General features: G+C 52.9%; 18 protein-coding genes, 1 tRNA gene and 1 pseudogene. 15 read left to right on the top strand and 5 right to left on the bottom strand.

What is annotated here, in order from left to right; genetic code table 11:
- Together FD744_RS25660 and FD744_RS20790 are read left to right on the top strand one after the other, a co-directional pair.
- Positions 1–271: pseudogene (locus FD744_RS25660) on the top strand (IS4 family transposase); the annotation flags it as partial.
- A gap of 248 nt (positions 272–519) precedes the next feature.
- Positions 520–801, top strand: coding sequence for a lipoprotein (locus FD744_RS20790; protein ID WP_038645632.1), 282 nt, complete (start codon positions 520–522; stop codon positions 799–801).
- Between the two features lie 67 nt (positions 802–868).
- Here FD744_RS20790 and FD744_RS25395 read toward each other — a convergent pair whose 3' ends face one another.
- Positions 869–1,018, bottom strand: a complete 150-nt coding sequence (locus FD744_RS25395) for a hypothetical protein (protein ID WP_166934934.1) — start codon at positions 1,016–1,018, stop codon at positions 869–871.
- A gap of 284 nt (positions 1,019–1,302) precedes the next feature.
- Positions 1,303–2,520: an MFS transporter gene (locus FD744_RS20785; protein ID WP_034825201.1), complete on the bottom strand. Its 1,218-nt coding sequence runs from the start codon at positions 2,518–2,520 to the stop codon at positions 1,303–1,305.
- A 265-nt stretch (positions 2,521–2,785) separates the two neighbouring features.
- Here FD744_RS20785 and FD744_RS20780 point away from each other — a divergent pair, with 265 nt between their 5' ends.
- A complete protein-coding gene (locus FD744_RS20780; RefSeq protein ID WP_034825199.1) occupies positions 2,786–3,025 on the top strand; it encodes a hypothetical protein in 240 nt (79 codons plus the stop codon).
- 37 nt (positions 3,026–3,062) lie between these two features.
- On the opposite strand, the gene FD744_RS20775 is transcribed toward FD744_RS20780, so the two are convergent.
- Entirely contained in the window at positions 3,063–3,962 is a 900-nt protein-coding gene (locus FD744_RS20775) for a DMT family transporter (RefSeq protein ID WP_034825280.1), read from the bottom strand.
- 182 nt (positions 3,963–4,144) lie between these two features.
- Between FD744_RS20775 and FD744_RS20770 the strand changes: the two genes are divergently transcribed.
- The 3 genes from FD744_RS20770 to FD744_RS20760 all read left to right on the top strand — a co-directional run bounded on the left by FD744_RS20770 (position 4,145) and on the right by FD744_RS20760 (position 5,905).
- Positions 4,145–5,020: a helix-turn-helix domain-containing protein gene (locus FD744_RS20770; RefSeq protein WP_097116541.1), complete on the top strand. Its 876-nt coding sequence runs from the start codon at positions 4,145–4,147 to the stop codon at positions 5,018–5,020.
- 172 nt (positions 5,021–5,192) lie between these two features.
- Positions 5,193–5,465, top strand: a complete 273-nt coding sequence (locus FD744_RS20765; RefSeq protein WP_160869189.1) for a hypothetical protein — start codon at positions 5,193–5,195, stop codon at positions 5,463–5,465.
- A gap of 161 nt (positions 5,466–5,626) precedes the next feature.
- Positions 5,627–5,905 carry a hypothetical protein gene (locus FD744_RS20760; protein ID WP_097116543.1) on the top strand — a complete coding sequence of 93 codons (279 nt, stop codon included), beginning with the start codon at positions 5,627–5,629 and terminating at the stop codon, positions 5,903–5,905.
- Positions 5,906–6,024: 119 nt separating this feature from the next.
- On the opposite strand, the gene FD744_RS20755 is transcribed toward FD744_RS20760, so the two are convergent.
- Both FD744_RS20755 and FD744_RS20750 read right to left on the bottom strand, forming a co-directional pair.
- Positions 6,025–6,099 (bottom strand) — tRNA-Arg (locus FD744_RS20755).
- Positions 6,100–6,185: 86 nt separating this feature from the next.
- A complete protein-coding gene (locus FD744_RS20750; RefSeq protein ID WP_160869187.1) occupies positions 6,186–7,106 on the bottom strand; it encodes a formate/nitrite transporter family protein in 921 nt (306 codons plus the stop codon).
- 244 nt (positions 7,107–7,350) lie between these two features.
- Between FD744_RS20750 and ccmA the strand changes: the two genes are divergently transcribed.
- Genes ccmA through ccmI form a run of 9 tightly spaced genes read left to right on the top strand, consistent with a single transcriptional unit; the run spans position 7,351 to position 14,306 of the window.
- Positions 7,351–7,965: a cytochrome c biogenesis heme-transporting ATPase CcmA gene (gene ccmA / locus FD744_RS20745; protein ID WP_160869185.1), complete on the top strand. Its 615-nt coding sequence runs from the start codon at positions 7,351–7,353 to the stop codon at positions 7,963–7,965.
- Complete coding sequence (gene ccmB / locus FD744_RS20740; protein ID WP_038649973.1) at positions 7,965–8,624, top strand: heme exporter protein CcmB; 660 nt, start codon at positions 7,965–7,967, stop codon at positions 8,622–8,624. Before ccmA ends, ccmB begins: the two co-directional genes overlap by 1 nt.
- Before the next feature lie 57 nt (positions 8,625–8,681).
- Positions 8,682–9,422, top strand: coding sequence for a heme ABC transporter permease (locus FD744_RS20735; protein WP_034825278.1), 741 nt, complete (start codon positions 8,682–8,684; stop codon positions 9,420–9,422).
- Positions 9,419–9,652 carry a heme exporter protein CcmD gene (gene ccmD, locus FD744_RS20730; protein ID WP_160869183.1) on the top strand — a complete coding sequence of 78 codons (234 nt, stop codon included), beginning with the start codon at positions 9,419–9,421 and terminating at the stop codon, positions 9,650–9,652. The genes FD744_RS20735 and ccmD overlap by 4 nt, the downstream gene beginning before the upstream one ends.
- On the top strand, positions 9,649–10,134 hold the full coding sequence (gene ccmE, locus FD744_RS20725; RefSeq protein ID WP_034825185.1) for a cytochrome c maturation protein CcmE: 486 nt from the start codon (positions 9,649–9,651) through the stop codon (positions 10,132–10,134). Before ccmD ends, ccmE begins: the two co-directional genes overlap by 4 nt.
- Entirely contained in the window at positions 10,131–12,089 is a 1,959-nt protein-coding gene (locus FD744_RS20720) for a heme lyase CcmF/NrfE family subunit (protein ID WP_045831554.1), read from the top strand. The genes ccmE and FD744_RS20720 overlap by 4 nt, the downstream gene beginning before the upstream one ends.
- Positions 12,086–12,643: a DsbE family thiol:disulfide interchange protein gene (locus FD744_RS20715; protein WP_038645648.1), complete on the top strand. Its 558-nt coding sequence runs from the start codon at positions 12,086–12,088 to the stop codon at positions 12,641–12,643. The genes FD744_RS20720 and FD744_RS20715 overlap by 4 nt, the downstream gene beginning before the upstream one ends.
- The gene (locus FD744_RS20710; RefSeq protein WP_034825179.1) at positions 12,640–13,095 is read left to right on the top strand and encodes a cytochrome c-type biogenesis protein; all 456 of its coding nucleotides are present in this window, start codon (positions 12,640–12,642) and stop codon (positions 13,093–13,095) included. Before FD744_RS20715 ends, FD744_RS20710 begins: the two co-directional genes overlap by 4 nt.
- Complete coding sequence (gene ccmI / locus FD744_RS20705) at positions 13,095–14,306, top strand: c-type cytochrome biogenesis protein CcmI (protein ID WP_097116547.1); 1,212 nt, start codon at positions 13,095–13,097, stop codon at positions 14,304–14,306. The genes FD744_RS20710 and ccmI overlap by 1 nt, the downstream gene beginning before the upstream one ends.
- Positions 14,307–14,332: the final 26 nt, after the last annotated feature.

Here is a 14,332-nt window from a genome sequence, read left to right as displayed (position 1 = left end):
TAGCCATCTGAGGTTCATGATGGCGCAGATGGCGTACAGCCTGAAAGGCGTGGAACCTTATCAGATGAGTTTTAAGCAGTCCGCACTGTATCTGAGAAGTCATCTGAGCCTGCTACCGGGCATCTCACCGGGAAAAATACCGCGGATAATGGAAGAGATAATGGCGATGGCTCCAGGGCTGGTGCTGCCGGAAAGAAGAGTGCGGCATTACCCAAGGGCGGTAAAAAAGAGGCCACAACGTTATCCGTTGCGGCCTCCATTAAGATCTTAACTGACAAGCATTACGCTCAGCGCGGGCATAAAGGTCACTTTCCGTTTGTTTTTCTCGTGTCACCTGGTGTGGTACAGACTTCGTGCTGTCTGAATGCATCATGGCATCGGTTAAGTGATATGAAAAACCGTTTGGTTTTATTGATTTGATTGGTAAAAACTTTTTAAAAATGACTATTTCGCGCCAGTTTCCTATAGATGCGTGCGGCTTAGGCATTTAGACTGCTTCGCCTGGAAGAGGACACCCTAATGAAAAAAATGCTTATTAGCGCACTCGCGCTTTTTATGCTGGCCGGTTGTAGTGTCAGCAAACCCGGTGGATTTGAACGTGTCGATGAAGATAAAAGCTCAAATACCGTGCAATATCGTTATGACCCGCAAACGTTGAATAAAGATGCGATGGAAGTGGATCTGGCGAATTATTGTAACCAGCGTGGATTTGATAAAGTGGAATCGCTGCCAGCACAGGACAGCCATCTGCCCGGATTAAAGAAAGCCTGGTATCAATGTAATTACGCGGTAAAAAGCTAAAAGAAAGGGCGGGATAAATTCCCGCCCTTTTTGTTTTTTTATTATGTGCTGTGTGTGCTTTGCCCAATTACCAATGGCGACCATGATAACCATGGTCATGATGCCAGCCGCCACCGTGGCCCCAGCCCGGTCCGCGACCATATCCGTCATGAACAATACAACCACTCAACATCGTCATAATGGCAACAACCGAAGCAGCTTTAATAAGTGTTTTCATGGAGAGTCCTCCTCTTTTCCAATGAAGCCAGATTACCGGGGAAAAGTGGAGTGAAGATGCAGTGAATGTAGAGTTATTTCTGGATCTATTGCCAGATATGTCAATTTAAAGCTAAAAACGTCAAGGCGGGAAATAAACCAATCAGATAAAACCGAATGCCTGATGATAATAACGCGAATAGTCTGAAATGCAATCCTAAATAACAGCCGTTCTCAACTCTTAAAACATTACGCAGAAAAGATGGAGAAAATAGATGCCGCACAGTGATGCGGCATCTGTTGAGATTAATTATGCAGCAAAGGTTCAGTCACGTTTTGACGATTTGGCAGACGGATGCTGAGCGACAACACCAGTGAAATCACCAGCAGTGTCATGATCAAGCTGAAGGTCACGGTAAAACCACCAAACACGGAAGCCACCAGTGAACCCATCACGCTGCCGATACCGAATCCCAGGTAAATCAGCCCGTAATTTTTCGTCAGATTATTAAGACCAAAGAAATCGCTGACCAGGGAAGGGAACACGGTGATGGTGCCACCAAAGCTAAAGGCAACACAGGCCAGTGACAGGAAGAAGGTGGTTTCATTCATCCGGGTAAACAACAAAATGCTCATGCCCACCAGTGAAACGATCTGTGCCAGTGAAATGACGCGAATACGTGCCATTTTATCGGAGAGTACGCCGAGAATAAGACGGCCACTCAGGTTAGCAATCGCGATGACAGTCACGGCATTAGCAGCGGTTTGCGTGGTCAAATGGACCATCCCTTCGCCGATGTCTTTCGCCACGCCAATCACATACAGTCCGCTCATGCAGGCAGTGAGGAACATCAATGCCAGCATCCAGTACTGTGGCAAGCGCACGGATTGCGCCAGCGTGTAATCTTTTTCCAGCACTTTCGCGTTACCGCTGCTTTGCTGGATAGGGGCATCACGCATCATCAGCGCACCCACAATGATCATACTCATCGCCAGCACACCCCAAATCATAAAGGTGTTCTCCAGACCGTAAGTGCTGAGCAGCGCGCCACAGATAAATTTGAAGCCGAGGCTACCTAAACCGTAAGCACCAATCGAGCAGGCGGAGATTAATCCTTTGCGCTCCGGGAACCACTTCACGCAGTTTGACAGCGTCATCAGGTATCCTGCGCCATCCGCTAAACCGACCAGGATGCCGGCGCTGAGATACAGCATCATCAGGTTATCGGCATGAGCGGTCAGCCAAAAGCCAATCGCCATTAAAATCCCGGCGCCGATGGTGACGTTACGCACACCAAAGCGCTCCTGTAATTTTCCCGCCAGTGACGATGCAATCGCCAGGCCCAGGCTGAGTAAACCAAACGAGAAGGCAACCTGACTGATTGGCGCATCAAGCTTATGCGCCAACTGGCCGTTAAACAGGCTCCAGGTGTAAACCGAACCCAGTGCAAACTGAGTGATGATGGTGCCGATAAGGGTAAGCATGCGGGTGCGCTGCAACTGCGCGGATAGTTCTGTTTTCATTTTTATCTCTCCCCTCAGGGAATGCGGAATCTGCAGCGATAATAGGCAGCTTACGCGCGCGTGGGGCGAAGCAGGGCATCAAGAGACAGGATGAAGGAATGAAATGCAGTAATACGGGTATGAATGGCATTGGGTCACAGTGGTGTCAATTTAAGCGTAGCGGTTGCCATGGGTAAGCATGTGTAACCAGGTGTTATAAGCGTACCGATTTCACTGCAAGATGACAGTTTTTGCCAGGCTTAAGATTCACTCAATAGGAGGAAATATGACAGACCGAGCATATGAATCCGCGTCAAGCGAGGATGAAGTTTGCTGCATCATCGGTCAGGCGGTGATCGAGTTAAGCGATGAGCATCAGCCTGTGAATAAATCCACGCTGTCGCTGAAATTACTGGCTATGGCCGATCGCGACAGAGATGATGAACGCGTTCTGCTTTACTGGATTGCCAGAAAAGCCATCAATAAACCTCACCAGCTCAATATCGGCGTTCAGGGCTGGCGCTAGAGGACCAAAGAGCGGGCGCAATGCCCGCTCTCGCTATTCATGCCAGGCGTAATTTGCGTGCCGTGGGCCAGCGCACAAACATCACCATATTCCCCATCAGAATCATCGACAGACCCACGATGGCATTGCTGTGCCACTGATATCCCTCATAAATGGTCGACAACGTCAGTGCCACCAATGGGAAAAGCAGTGTGCAGTAGGCGGCCTGGCTGGCTCCGATACGACCGACAAGTGTGAAATAAGCGCCAAATCCCAGCACAGAGCCAAAAATGGCCAGATAACTCATCGAACCAAGCCACTGCAAATTCAGCGCAGGCGCTAATGAATCGCCATTCAATAGTGCGATGATTGCCATAACAATTGCACCATATAACATGGCATAGCTGTTGGTGGTTAGCACATCACGTTGACGGCGCTGATGGCGAGTCGAAATCATGTTACCCAAAGAGAATCCAAGCGTGCCCAAAGCACTTAGCCCAACGCCCCACAGCAGTTGCGGAGCCGGGTGCGCTGCCTGAATGTCATTCCAGAACAAGGCAACAATTCCTCCCAAACCAAGCACGGCCGCGGGCAACAGGCGAAACGGTGGGCGCTGACGGAAAAAGATCCAACTATTAAGCGCGTTATACAGCACGGCCATGGAGAAGATGACCGATTCGAGACCACTGCTGATCCACGCGGCCGCATGATAGAAACAAACAAAATTGAAGCCAAAGACGCAACAGCCTTGTAGCAAGCAGAAAAGATGGTCCTGCTTATCCAGCGGGCGCAGGCGTTTAATCAGTTTCAGGATCACCAGCATCAGTACTGAGGCCAGCAAAAAGCGCCAGAATACCGCTACCAGAACCGGCGTGTTAGCCGCTTCTTGTTGCAGGAATATCGCAATCCAGGTCGTGCCCCAAATCAACACCACCGCAAGGTACAACATAATGTTCATCGCATTCTCTCCGGCAAAATCATTGCCTGAAGTGTGACGATCATGATGGCCATCTGCTTGCACGCAGTTGCGCGCGAATTGCAAAATCTTGCGCTTTTTACACGGATGTCCTGCGTTGGCCTGTTTTCTGGCCGTGGAGATCCGTAAACTGTGCGTTATTGACCTGTGAGTGGATGCCTTTGATGCCCGATTATCAAACCTTCGACATGCTGCAGCGCCATAAAGCGCAATTGCGCGATAGCGTGCAGCTTTCGGGTGGCATCAAGTTGGCGGCCTGGTTTAATAGTGGCGATCGTGTCACTAATCTTAGCGATCACCATACGCTCAGCCTGTATACCGCGGATGGCTATGACACCTGGCATAAAACTCAGCATGGTTGGCGCAACGGCGGTGGTCCGGATCGCTTCTGCCTGATGCCTTCTGGTATTGAATCCACCTGGGATTTACGCGCCGATTTGTCGTTCGTACATCTCTACTGTACTGACGAGCACTTGCGTCATCTTGGCGAACAGATTTGGGATCGCAGCCCCGCCCAACTTAACCTGCATGAAAAGATCTTTGCCGACGACGATCGCATCACGCAACTTTATCGCCATTTCCTGCTGAGCGTTGACTGGCAGCAACCCGCCAATCAATTGATGCTGAGCAGTGCCTCAACGTTGTTAATGACGCATCTTTTGCAGCGCTACAGTGAAGTGCAGTGGCAGGCGCCACAGGTGCGCGGCGGATTAGCGCCCGCGGTATTGCGGCGCGTGTTGGCTTTTATTGATGCACAGTTGGATCAGCCGTTGACGCTGGCGCAATTAGCTGCGGAGGCTTCATTGAGTGAGTATCACTTTGCTCGCATGTTCCGCAGCAGCGTGGGCGAAGCGCCACATCAGTTCGTGATGCGTCGTCGTATGGATACCGCACTGCAACTGCTAAAGTTCAGCGCTCTGCCGTTAACTGAGATCGCGCTGCGTTGCGGTTTCCACTCTTCCAGTCACTTCAGTAACCGTTTCCGCCAGTTGCATGGTGTCACCCCTTCCGCATGGCGCCAAAACGCGCACCAGCTTTGATTCCGCTGTAATTACCTGAAACAGCCAGTTTCTACCTTCGAGAAACGTCTCAGATTCATTCACTCTCATGCTAATTGTGATGAACTTTTCTTAGCCTTAGATACAATGCCATCCATTAACATGTTGTTTTTGATGTAATAATTACATGTTTAACTTATGCGGAGTGGTAACGATGGAAATGCGCGTTTCAAAGCTTGAAGCCGATGTATTTGAAATGAAGGCAGATATTAAAACGTTGAAAACCGATATGGAAACGGTGAAAACCGACCTGGCGTTGATCAAGTCTAACTACGTAACGAAAGCCGATTTACATCAGGAAATCGCTAAAACTCATGTAGAGATCGCCAAAATTCACATAGAGATGACCAAACAAACCAAATGGATCCTGGGTGGAATAATGAGCGCGGCTGGACTCAGCTTGGGTATAGCGCGCTGGCTGTTTTGAGGGATTAGACCTAAAGCCAATATGAGGGAATGATGAACACTGCAAGCTGCCCTTCGTCACATCCACCGTCCATTCGGATTCGCATGTTTACCAGGAGTAGATTTCTGCCTGGGGATGGCATTGCTTATGATCAGAATTATAGTTACCAGGCTGGAGGAAACATGCTTGAAGTGCGCGTTGTAAAACTTGAATCTGACGTCAGTCATATTAGACGTGACGTTGAAGAGCTAAAGGCCGATGTAAAATCAATCGATAGAAACATGGCTGCCGTGCTTGAAAAACTAGAAGGTCTCAAAGAATCACTCGCTAAAAAGCCTTTGACAGATGCAGTTGATAAAAAGATCTCTGAAGCGAAGTTGGCTGTTTTACTCGGTGTTCCAGCCTTAATCGCTATTGGCACTTCGGCCTACAAGTTGATAGCGCATTTCTATTTCTCATGAAGACCCGTAGCCGTCTTGGTTTAGTTAAACCCACCGCCACTCATCGAAAATCTTTGCGTGCCAATGATTCGGCGATTGCCTAATATAAAGGGGGATGAGGAGGGCAGCGAACGGCGATATGGTGTCCCCTGCAGGAATCGAACCTGCAACTAGCCCTTAGGAGGGGCTCGTTATATCCATTTAACTAAGGAGACGCGGCGCGCAGTATAGCGTACCGACCAGCAGAATTTAACCGTGTAAATCCTGTTTGCTCAATCTATCAACAATGTCGTGCCACAGATCACTGTTGTTTCTTCTGCGCTTTCTCTTTGCGCTTTTGTTCCGCCCTCGCTTTGGCCTTCGCCGCCTCGCTCATATCGTTGCGAATTTGCGCATGGCTAATCAGTGCAAAAATCAACGTGCCGCCGGTGATATTTCCCAGCAGGGTAGGCAGCGCAAACGGCCAGAGAAACTCCTGCCAGGGCAGTGTGCCTGCAAACACCAGATACAGCACTTCTACTGAACCCACCACGATATGGGCCAAATCTCCAAGCGCCACCAGCCAGGTCATCATCACGATCACCACGATTTTGGCTGCTCCCGCGTAAGGGAACATCCAGACCATGGTGGCGATAATCCAACCTGAAATCACGGCATTGGCAAACATTTCGCTGGGGGAGTTGTCCATCACCTTTTCGCTAATCACGGTGAAGGCCTGGCGAGTTGCCTCGTCAAAAATCGGCATATGATTAAACGCCAATGCGCCGAGCGCCGTACCGATCAAATTCCCCGCCAGCACCACGCCCCACAGGCGCAATAACAGCATGAAATTACCGCCAGTGGGTTTGTGCATCACCGGTAATACTGCAGTAACCGTGTTCTCTGTGAACAGTTGCTGACGGGCCATTATCACGATGACAAAGCCAAAGGTATAACCCAGATTCTCCAGCAGGAAACCGCCAGGCACATCAGCTAAATGCACATGGAAAATCCCTTTTGCCATCAGCGAAGCGCTCATGGAGAGCCCCGCAGCCACGGCAGACCATAATAAGGCCATGCCGTCGCGCTCTAACTCTTTCTCGCCATCCTGACGAATCTCTTCATGAATAGCCGCAGCCCGCGAGGGCAGGGCATCTTCATCCACTTCTATCTCTTTCCCCTGGTCCTTTTCGTCGCTCTCGACATCGTTGTCATGTCCTGAAATGGATGGTGATTGCTTCATGTTTTCTCCTGGTGATAATGCCAACGCGTAATAAGCGTAGACGGTTTTATCAAGGGCGAAATGTTACGAAGATTCAATTTAAGAGTAACAAGATTTTAACCGAGGCGATTTTTTGCGCAATTCCTTGATCTGATGCGCACGAATACCCCCTTTGGGGGAAGTGAGAGCTACCTCACAGACTTCGGCCCACAGATTCATTGTGGTATTATCCCCGCCTCTTTTCACTGCTGCGATTCCTTCTTTCATGCTCGAAGTCATTAATCTCTCATGTGTTCGTGATGAGCGACCCCTGTTTCATGGGCTGAGCTTCCATGTGCAACCGGGTGACATTGTGCAAATTGAAGGCCCTAACGGGGCAGGAAAAACCTCACTGCTGCGTCTGCTGGCTGGATTAAGCCGGGCAGAAGAGGGCGAGGTGATGTGGCAATCGCAGCCGATTCGTCAGCAGCGCGAAATATGGCATCAAAACTTGCTCTATCTTGGCCATCATCCTGGTGTGAAGTCGGTACTCTCACCTCTGGAAAACCTGCATTTCTGGCACGGCGATCGTGATGAAGAAGTGATTTTCGACGCGCTGGAGCAGGTGAACTTGCTGGGATATGAAGAGGTGCCGGTTGCGCAGTTGTCCGCAGGGCAGCAACGGCGTGTAGCCCTGGCTCGCCTGTGGCTCAGCCCGGCAAAAATCTGGATTCTGGATGAACCGCTCACCGCCATTGATAAAGGCGGCGTGGAAAAATTAATGGCGCGTTTCGCTGAACATGCCGATAACGGAGGCGCAGTGATTTTGACTACCCATCAGGATTTGCCTGATGAGAGTGAACGCGTGCGCAAAATCCGCCTCATCTCGGAGTGGGCTTGATGTTAGGTCGCGTGATTCAGCGTGAGTTGAAAATTGCATTTCGCAGCGGTGCCGAGGTGATTAACCCGCTGTGGTTTTTCCTGATTGTTATCACGCTGTTTCCGTTAGGTATCGGGCCGGATCCTCAGCAACTGGCGCGCATTGCGCCAGGCGTGGCGTGGGTTGCGGCATTGTTAGCCTCACTGCTGGCGCTTGAACGACTGTTCCGTGATGATTTTCTGGATGGTTCGCTAGAGCAACTACTTTTGCTACCGACACCGTTGCCCGTCACGGTGCTGGGAAAAGTGATCGCCCACTGGCTGATCACGGGTCTGCCACTGATTTTATTGTCGCCGCTGGCGGCACTCCTGCTGTCACTGGATTTTGCCGGCTGGCGTGCGATGGCGCTGACGCTTTTACTCGGCACGCCAACCTTGAGTTTTCTTGGTGCGATTGGCACCGGTCTGACCGTAGGGCTGCGGCGTGGCGGCGTACTTCTGAGTTTACTGGTATTGCCGTTGTCGATACCTGTTTTGATCTTTGCCAGCGCGGCCATCGATGCCGCCGGTCAGGGATTGCCGATCGGAGGCTATCTGGCAATTCTTGGCGCGATGCTGGCAGTGAGCGCGACACTTTCGCCGTTCGCAACTGCCGCGGCTTTGCGCATTAGTCTGCATTAATCCGTGCTGCCCCAGAGCCGCCGGTATCCGAATTCTTTTTTATTGTGAGCTATGCAAATGTGGAAATGGTTACACCAGTGGGCAAAGCCTGAGCGGCTTTACCAGCTATGCGGTCGCTTAATTCCGTGGTTCGCCGTGCTTGGCGTGGCAACGCTGCTGCTCGGTTGGGTATGGGGCTTTGGCTTTGCACCGGCCGATTATCAGCAAGGCAACAGCTTCCGTATTATGTACATTCACGTGCCAGCCGCGATGTGGTCAATGGGCGTTTACGCATCCATGGCGATTGCCGCGTTTATCGGCCTGGTGTGGCAGATGAAGATGGCGGATCTGGTTTCGGCAGCGATGGCGCCTATTGGTGCGGTGTTTACTTTTATCGCGTTAGTGACGGGTTCTGCCTGGGGCAAACCGATGTGGGGCACCTGGTGGATTTGGGATGCCCGCCTGACATCGGAACTGGTGCTGCTGTTCATCTATATGGGCGTGATCGCGCTCTATCACTCATTTGAAGATCGCCGCACCGCTGGTCGCGCTGCGGGCATCCTGATTCTGGTTGGCGTGGTGAATCTACCGATTATCCACTTCTCAGTGCAGTGGTGGAACACGCTGCATCAGGGATCGTCCGGCATTTTGCAGCAGGCGATTGCGCCGAGCATGCGGACCCCGCTGCGTTGGGCCATCCTCGGTTATCTGCTGGTGTTTGGGGCGCTGACGCTGATGCGCCTGCGTAACCTGATCCTGTTCAGCGAGCGTCATCGTCCATGGGCGATTGATGTGGCTCAGGGAGGGCGCAAAGCATGACACCAGCCTTCGCATCCTGGAGCGATTTCTTCGCTATGGGCGGTTATGCCTTTTATGTCTGGCTCGCCGTTATCCTCACGTTAATCCCTTTGTTCGGACTGGTGCTGCACACTGTGCTGTTCCGGCGCCGTTTGCTGGCTGAAATTCGCCAGCGTCAATCCAGGGAGCGCCGCATTCGCGCGGCCAAGTCGAAAAAAGCTGCCAGTGAAGCAGCAGGAGAAACCGTGTGAATATCCGTCGTCGTAACCGCCTGTATGTGGTGGTCGCGATTTTGGTCGGCTTAGGCCTGGCCACATCGCTTGTGATGTATGCGCTGCGTTCCAACATTGACCTGTTTTACACCCCGAGTGAAATTCTGTACGGCAAAGGTGAAGCGCATCAGATGCCGGAAACCGGGCAACGTCTGCGCGTCGGCGGCATGGTGATGCCTGGCAGCGTGAAGCGCGATCCGAAAACCCTGGCTGTTTCTTTCAAGCTGTATGACGCCAACGGCGTGATCAGCGTAAGTTACGAAGGCATCTTGCCGGATCTGTTCCGTGAAGGGCAGGGCGTGGTGGCGCAGGGCGTGCTGGAAAGCGGCAACCTGGTCAATGCCAAAGAAGTGCTGGCAAAACATGACGAAAAATACACCCCGCCAGAAATTGAAGATGCGATGAAGAAAAACCACACAGGACCTGCAGCGACTTATCAGCAGGCAGGTGCTCAATCATGATGCCGGAAATTGGCAGCTTTCTGCTGTGCCTGGCGCTGGGACTCGCGCTGCTATTAAGTATTTATCCGTTGTGGGGCGCAACCCGTCAGGATGCACGTTTGATGGCGATGGCACGTCCGCTGGCGTGGGGCATGTTCGCCTGTATCGTTGCCGCCTTCGTGGTGCTGGTACATGCGTTTATCGTTAACGATTTCAGCGTGGCCTATGTCGCCACCAACTCCAACACCCTACTGCCGGTTTACTACCGCATCGCGGCCACCTGGGGCGCGCATGAAGGTTCACTGCTGCTGTGGGTGCTGTTGCTCAGCACCTGGACGGTAGCCGTCGCGATTTTCAGTCGCGGCATGCCGCAGGATGCACTGGCGCGCGTGTTGTCAGTCATGGGGATGATCAATCTCGGCTTCCTGCTGTTTATTACGCTCACCTCGAATCCGTTTACTCGTACCCTGCCGAACTTCCCGGTTGATGGCAGCGACCTCAATCCGATGCTGCAGGATATCGGGCTGATTTTCCATCCGCCTCTGCTTTACATGGGTTATGTCGGTTTCTCGGTGGCATTTGCGTTTGCTATTGCGTCATTGATGGCAGGGCGTCTCGATACCGCATGGGCGCGCTGGTCACGCCCGTGGACCACCGCAGCCTGGGTTTTCCTGACCATTGGTATCGTGCTCGGTTCTGCGTGGGCCTATTACGAACTGGGCTGGGGCGGCTGGTGGTTCTGGGATCCGGTCGAGAATGCTTCGTTCATGCCATGGCTGGCCGGTACGGCGTTGATGCACTCGCTAGCGGTGACAGAAAAACGGGGTAGCTTCAAATCCTGGACGGTGCTGCTGGCGATCACGGCATTCTCATTAAGCCTGCTGGGCACTTTCCTGGTGCGTTCAGGCGTGCTGGTGTCAGTGCACTCATTTGCTTCCGATCCGGCGCGCGGCATGTTCATTCTCGCCTTCCTGGTGATCGTGATTGGTAGCTCGCTGCTACTTTATGCCATCAAAGGTGGCAAGGTGCGCAGCCGCGTGCAGAGCGAAGCCTGGTCACGCGAATCCTTCCTGTTGGGTAATAATGTTCTGTTAATTGCGGCCATGCTGGTGGTGCTGCTGGGCACGTTGTTGCCGTTAGTCCATAAGCAGCTTGGACTGGGCAGTATTTCTGTCGGCGAACCCTTCTTCAACACCATGTTTACCTGGTTGATGGCACCGTTCGCTCTGATGCTCGGCATTGGGCCGCTGGTGCGCTGGCGTCGCGATGAGCCGCAGAAGTTGTGGAAACGCCTGGGTGTCGGTTTGCTGGTCACACTGATCTTGTCGATCGCGCTGCCGTGGCTGCTTCAGGACCGCATTGAAGCGATGACAGTGATTGGCTTGCTGATGGCGATCTGGGTGATTCTGCTGACGCTGATGGAACTGCACGAGCGCGCTACCCATCGGCACAGCTTCTTCAAGGGCCTGCGTCATTTAACCCGCAGCCATTGGGGCATGGTGCTGGGTCATTTAGGCGTTGCCGTAACGGTGGTGGGTATCGCTTTTAGCACCCAGTACAGCGTTGAGCGCGATGTGCGCATGAAGTCAGGCGATACCGTGGATATCCACAACTATCACTTCATTTTCCGCGACGTACACAATTTGCAGGGACCGAACTACAGCGGCGGTGTCGCCATTATCGATGTGACGCGTGACGGAAAATTTGAAGCGGTACTGCATGCTGAAAAACGGTTCTATACCGCAGCCCGTACCATGATGACCGAAGCGGCAATCAGCGGTGGCTTCACTCGCGATCTCTACGCGGCATTGGGCGAAGAGTTGGATGACGGTTCCTGGGCGGTGCGCATCTATTACAAACCGTTCGTGCGCTGGATTTGGTTCGGCGGCGTGTTTATGGCGGTCGGCGGCCTATTGTGCCTGCTGGACCCGCGTTATCGTTCGCGCAAAAAAGCGCAGCAGGAGGAGCTGGCATGAGCAAGAAAATCCTGTTCATCCCGTTAGTGCTGTTTCTGCTGCTGGCGGCCGCGCTGTTGTGGCAGTTGTCTCGCAACGCTAATGGGGATGATCCCACGCGTCTGGAATCGGCGCTGATTGGTAAGCCGGTACCGGTTTTCAAACTGGAAGCGCTCGATAAGCCGGGCAAAATCTACGATCAGCAAGTTCTGACCGACGGCAAACCGATCCTGCTCAATGTCTGGGCCACCTGGTGCCCGACATGCCGTGCTGAGCATCAGTATCTCAACACGCTGGCCGAGAAGGGCATTCGCGTCGTCGGGCTGAACTACAAAGATGATCGCACCAAAGCGGTCACCTGGCTGAACACGCTGGGCAACCCTTACGCGCTGAGCCTGTATGACGGTGACGGCATGTTAGGTCTGGATCTCGGCGTCTACGGTGCGCCGGAAACCTTCCTGATCGACGGCCACGGTATTATTCGTTATCGCCATGCGGGGGATATGAATGATCGCGTGTGGAACGAAGAAGTGAAACCACTGTGGGATAAATACAGCAAGGGGGCCGGTGCGTGAAACGGCTTCTTTTGTTAATCGCGGGCATTCTGCTCAGCACCAGCCTGTGGGCTGCCATTGATACTTACCAGTTCGATTCGGTACAGCAGGAAGAGCAGTACCGCGATCTCACCGGTTCACTGCGTTGCCCTAAGTGTCAGAACAACAGCATTGCCGACTCCAATGCGATGATTGCCGCGGACATGCGTCTGAAAGTGTATGAGCTGATGAAGCAGGGCCAAAGTCGCCAGCAGATCATCGATTACATGGTGGCGCGCTACGGCAACTTCGTCACCTATGAACCACCGGTTACCCCTTCAACGCTGATTTTGTGGGTGGGGCCGGCGCTGTTTGTGGTGCTGGGCGGCTTGATTATTATTCTGCGCAATCGCCGGGGGAAAACCCGTAGCGATCTCGACGACGATGAACAACAACGCCTTGCGGCGATTCTTAAGCGTGACGGGAAGCCGTAATGACTGGATTCTGGATTACCCTGATTATTTTGCTGGTGGCGGCCTCGGCGCTGTTTCTCAGTGCAGGCTGGCGTCAACGTCAAGCCACTAGCGGCGATCGCGATCGTCTGAATACCGATTTCTACCAGCAGCGCCTGCGCGAATTAGCGCGTGATGAAGAGGAAGGCGTGGTTGCCGAGCGCCCGGAGATGGTGCGTGAACTGCAACAAACGCTGCTCACCGATGTGCCGAACGAGCACGCCGCGCGCATCCATAGCAGTAGCCGTTGGGTGCTATTGCCGGGACTGATTGTATTGTTGCTGGTGTCGGTAGGCTTTTACCTGAAGACAGGTGGACTGGCGCAACTGGCCGGTTGGGTTAGCGTGCAGCAGGAATACCCCCAGTTGCGCGCCCGTGTGATGGATCCCAAAGCGGCGCCCTTAACCATGGAAGAGTTGGCTCGCCTACAATTAGGGTTGCGCACCGCTTTGCAAGACGATCCGCAAAACCTCAATGACTGGACGATGCTGGGCCGCCTGGGCATGGTGCTGAATAACGCGACGAATGCCAGCCAGGCCTTCCAGCGCGCATTGCAACTGGCACCTGATAATCTGGAACTGCAGCAGGATTATGCCGAAGTCCTGACGCGCTCCAGCGATCCGCAGGACAACCGCCAGGCCAATGTAATGCTGAAAGATCTGCTAAAACGCGACCATAGCAACGTGCGCACCCTAAGCTTGTTGGCATTTAATGCTTTTGAGCAGCAGCAATATGATCAAGCGATTGGTGCCTGGCAGGTGATGCTGAAGCTTCTGCCAGCGGGTGACAAGCGCATTACCATGATAGAGCGCAGCATTGAACAAGCGAAAACTGATGCGGGACAGCAAAATAGTCACCTGGCATTGACGGTGAGTTTAACTCCGCAGGCAGAAAAAATGTTACCGCAAGGCGGAGTGTTGTATATTTCTGTGTCTGACGGTGTTTCACCGGTGCCTGTGGCTGTGAAGCGTTTACCGCTGAGCCATTTCCCGTTATCGCTCACGCTGGATGACAGCAACGCCATGATGCCCGATCGCCTGCTTTCGGCGCAGCATCAGGTGCAGGTCAGGGTGCGTATTTCGCGCGATGGTAGCGCCAATCCTCAGTCGGGAGACTGGTTTGGCTTAAGCGCGATCACCCCCTGGGATGGTCATCAGCAACTGGCTGTGGAGATTAATCAACAGCAGCCCTGAAGCGATACATTATTCAACCGCACAGG

This window comes from Pantoea sp. Taur (genome assembly GCF_009830025.1).
In the GTDB taxonomy this organism is placed as follows: Bacteria; Pseudomonadota; Gammaproteobacteria; order Enterobacterales; family Enterobacteriaceae; genus Pantoea; species Pantoea communis.
The sequence above is the reverse complement of the archived record's forward strand: the minus strand, read 5'-3'. Positions and strand labels throughout refer to the sequence as shown.

Bases quoted from the DNA above. Each gene is read 5' to 3' on its own strand.
- FD744_RS20790 (WP_038645632.1), top strand. From the start codon at position 520: ATGAAAAAAATGCTTATTAGCGCACTCGCGCTTTTTATGCTGGCCGGT.
- FD744_RS25395 (WP_166934934.1), bottom strand. From the start codon at position 1,018: ATGAAAACACTTATTAAAGCTGCTTCGGTTGTTGCCATTATGACGATG.
- FD744_RS20785 (WP_034825201.1), bottom strand. From the start codon at position 2,520: ATGAAAACAGAACTATCCGCGCAGTTGCAGCGCACCCGCATGCTTACC.
- FD744_RS20780 (WP_034825199.1), top strand. From the start codon at position 2,786: ATGACAGACCGAGCATATGAATCCGCGTCAAGCGAGGATGAAGTTTGC.
- FD744_RS20775 (WP_034825280.1), bottom strand. From the start codon at position 3,962: ATGAACATTATGTTGTACCTTGCGGTGGTGTTGATTTGGGGCACGACC.
- FD744_RS20770 (WP_097116541.1), top strand. From the start codon at position 4,145: ATGCCCGATTATCAAACCTTCGACATGCTGCAGCGCCATAAAGCGCAA.
- FD744_RS20765 (WP_160869189.1), top strand. From the start codon at position 5,193: ATGGAAATGCGCGTTTCAAAGCTTGAAGCCGATGTATTTGAAATGAAG.
- FD744_RS20760 (WP_097116543.1), top strand. From the start codon at position 5,627: ATGCTTGAAGTGCGCGTTGTAAAACTTGAATCTGACGTCAGTCATATT.
- FD744_RS20750 (WP_160869187.1), bottom strand. From the start codon at position 7,106: ATGAAGCAATCACCATCCATTTCAGGACATGACAACGATGTCGAGAGC.
- ccmA (WP_160869185.1), top strand. From the start codon at position 7,351: ATGCTCGAAGTCATTAATCTCTCATGTGTTCGTGATGAGCGACCCCTG.
- ccmB (WP_038649973.1), top strand. From the start codon at position 7,965: ATGTTAGGTCGCGTGATTCAGCGTGAGTTGAAAATTGCATTTCGCAGC.
- FD744_RS20735 (WP_034825278.1), top strand. From the start codon at position 8,682: ATGTGGAAATGGTTACACCAGTGGGCAAAGCCTGAGCGGCTTTACCAG.
- ccmD (WP_160869183.1), top strand. From the start codon at position 9,419: ATGACACCAGCCTTCGCATCCTGGAGCGATTTCTTCGCTATGGGCGGT.
- FD744_RS20720 (WP_045831554.1), top strand. From the start codon at position 10,131: ATGATGCCGGAAATTGGCAGCTTTCTGCTGTGCCTGGCGCTGGGACTC.
- FD744_RS20715 (WP_038645648.1), top strand. From the start codon at position 12,086: ATGAGCAAGAAAATCCTGTTCATCCCGTTAGTGCTGTTTCTGCTGCTG.
- ccmI (WP_097116547.1), top strand. From the start codon at position 13,095: ATGACTGGATTCTGGATTACCCTGATTATTTTGCTGGTGGCGGCCTCG.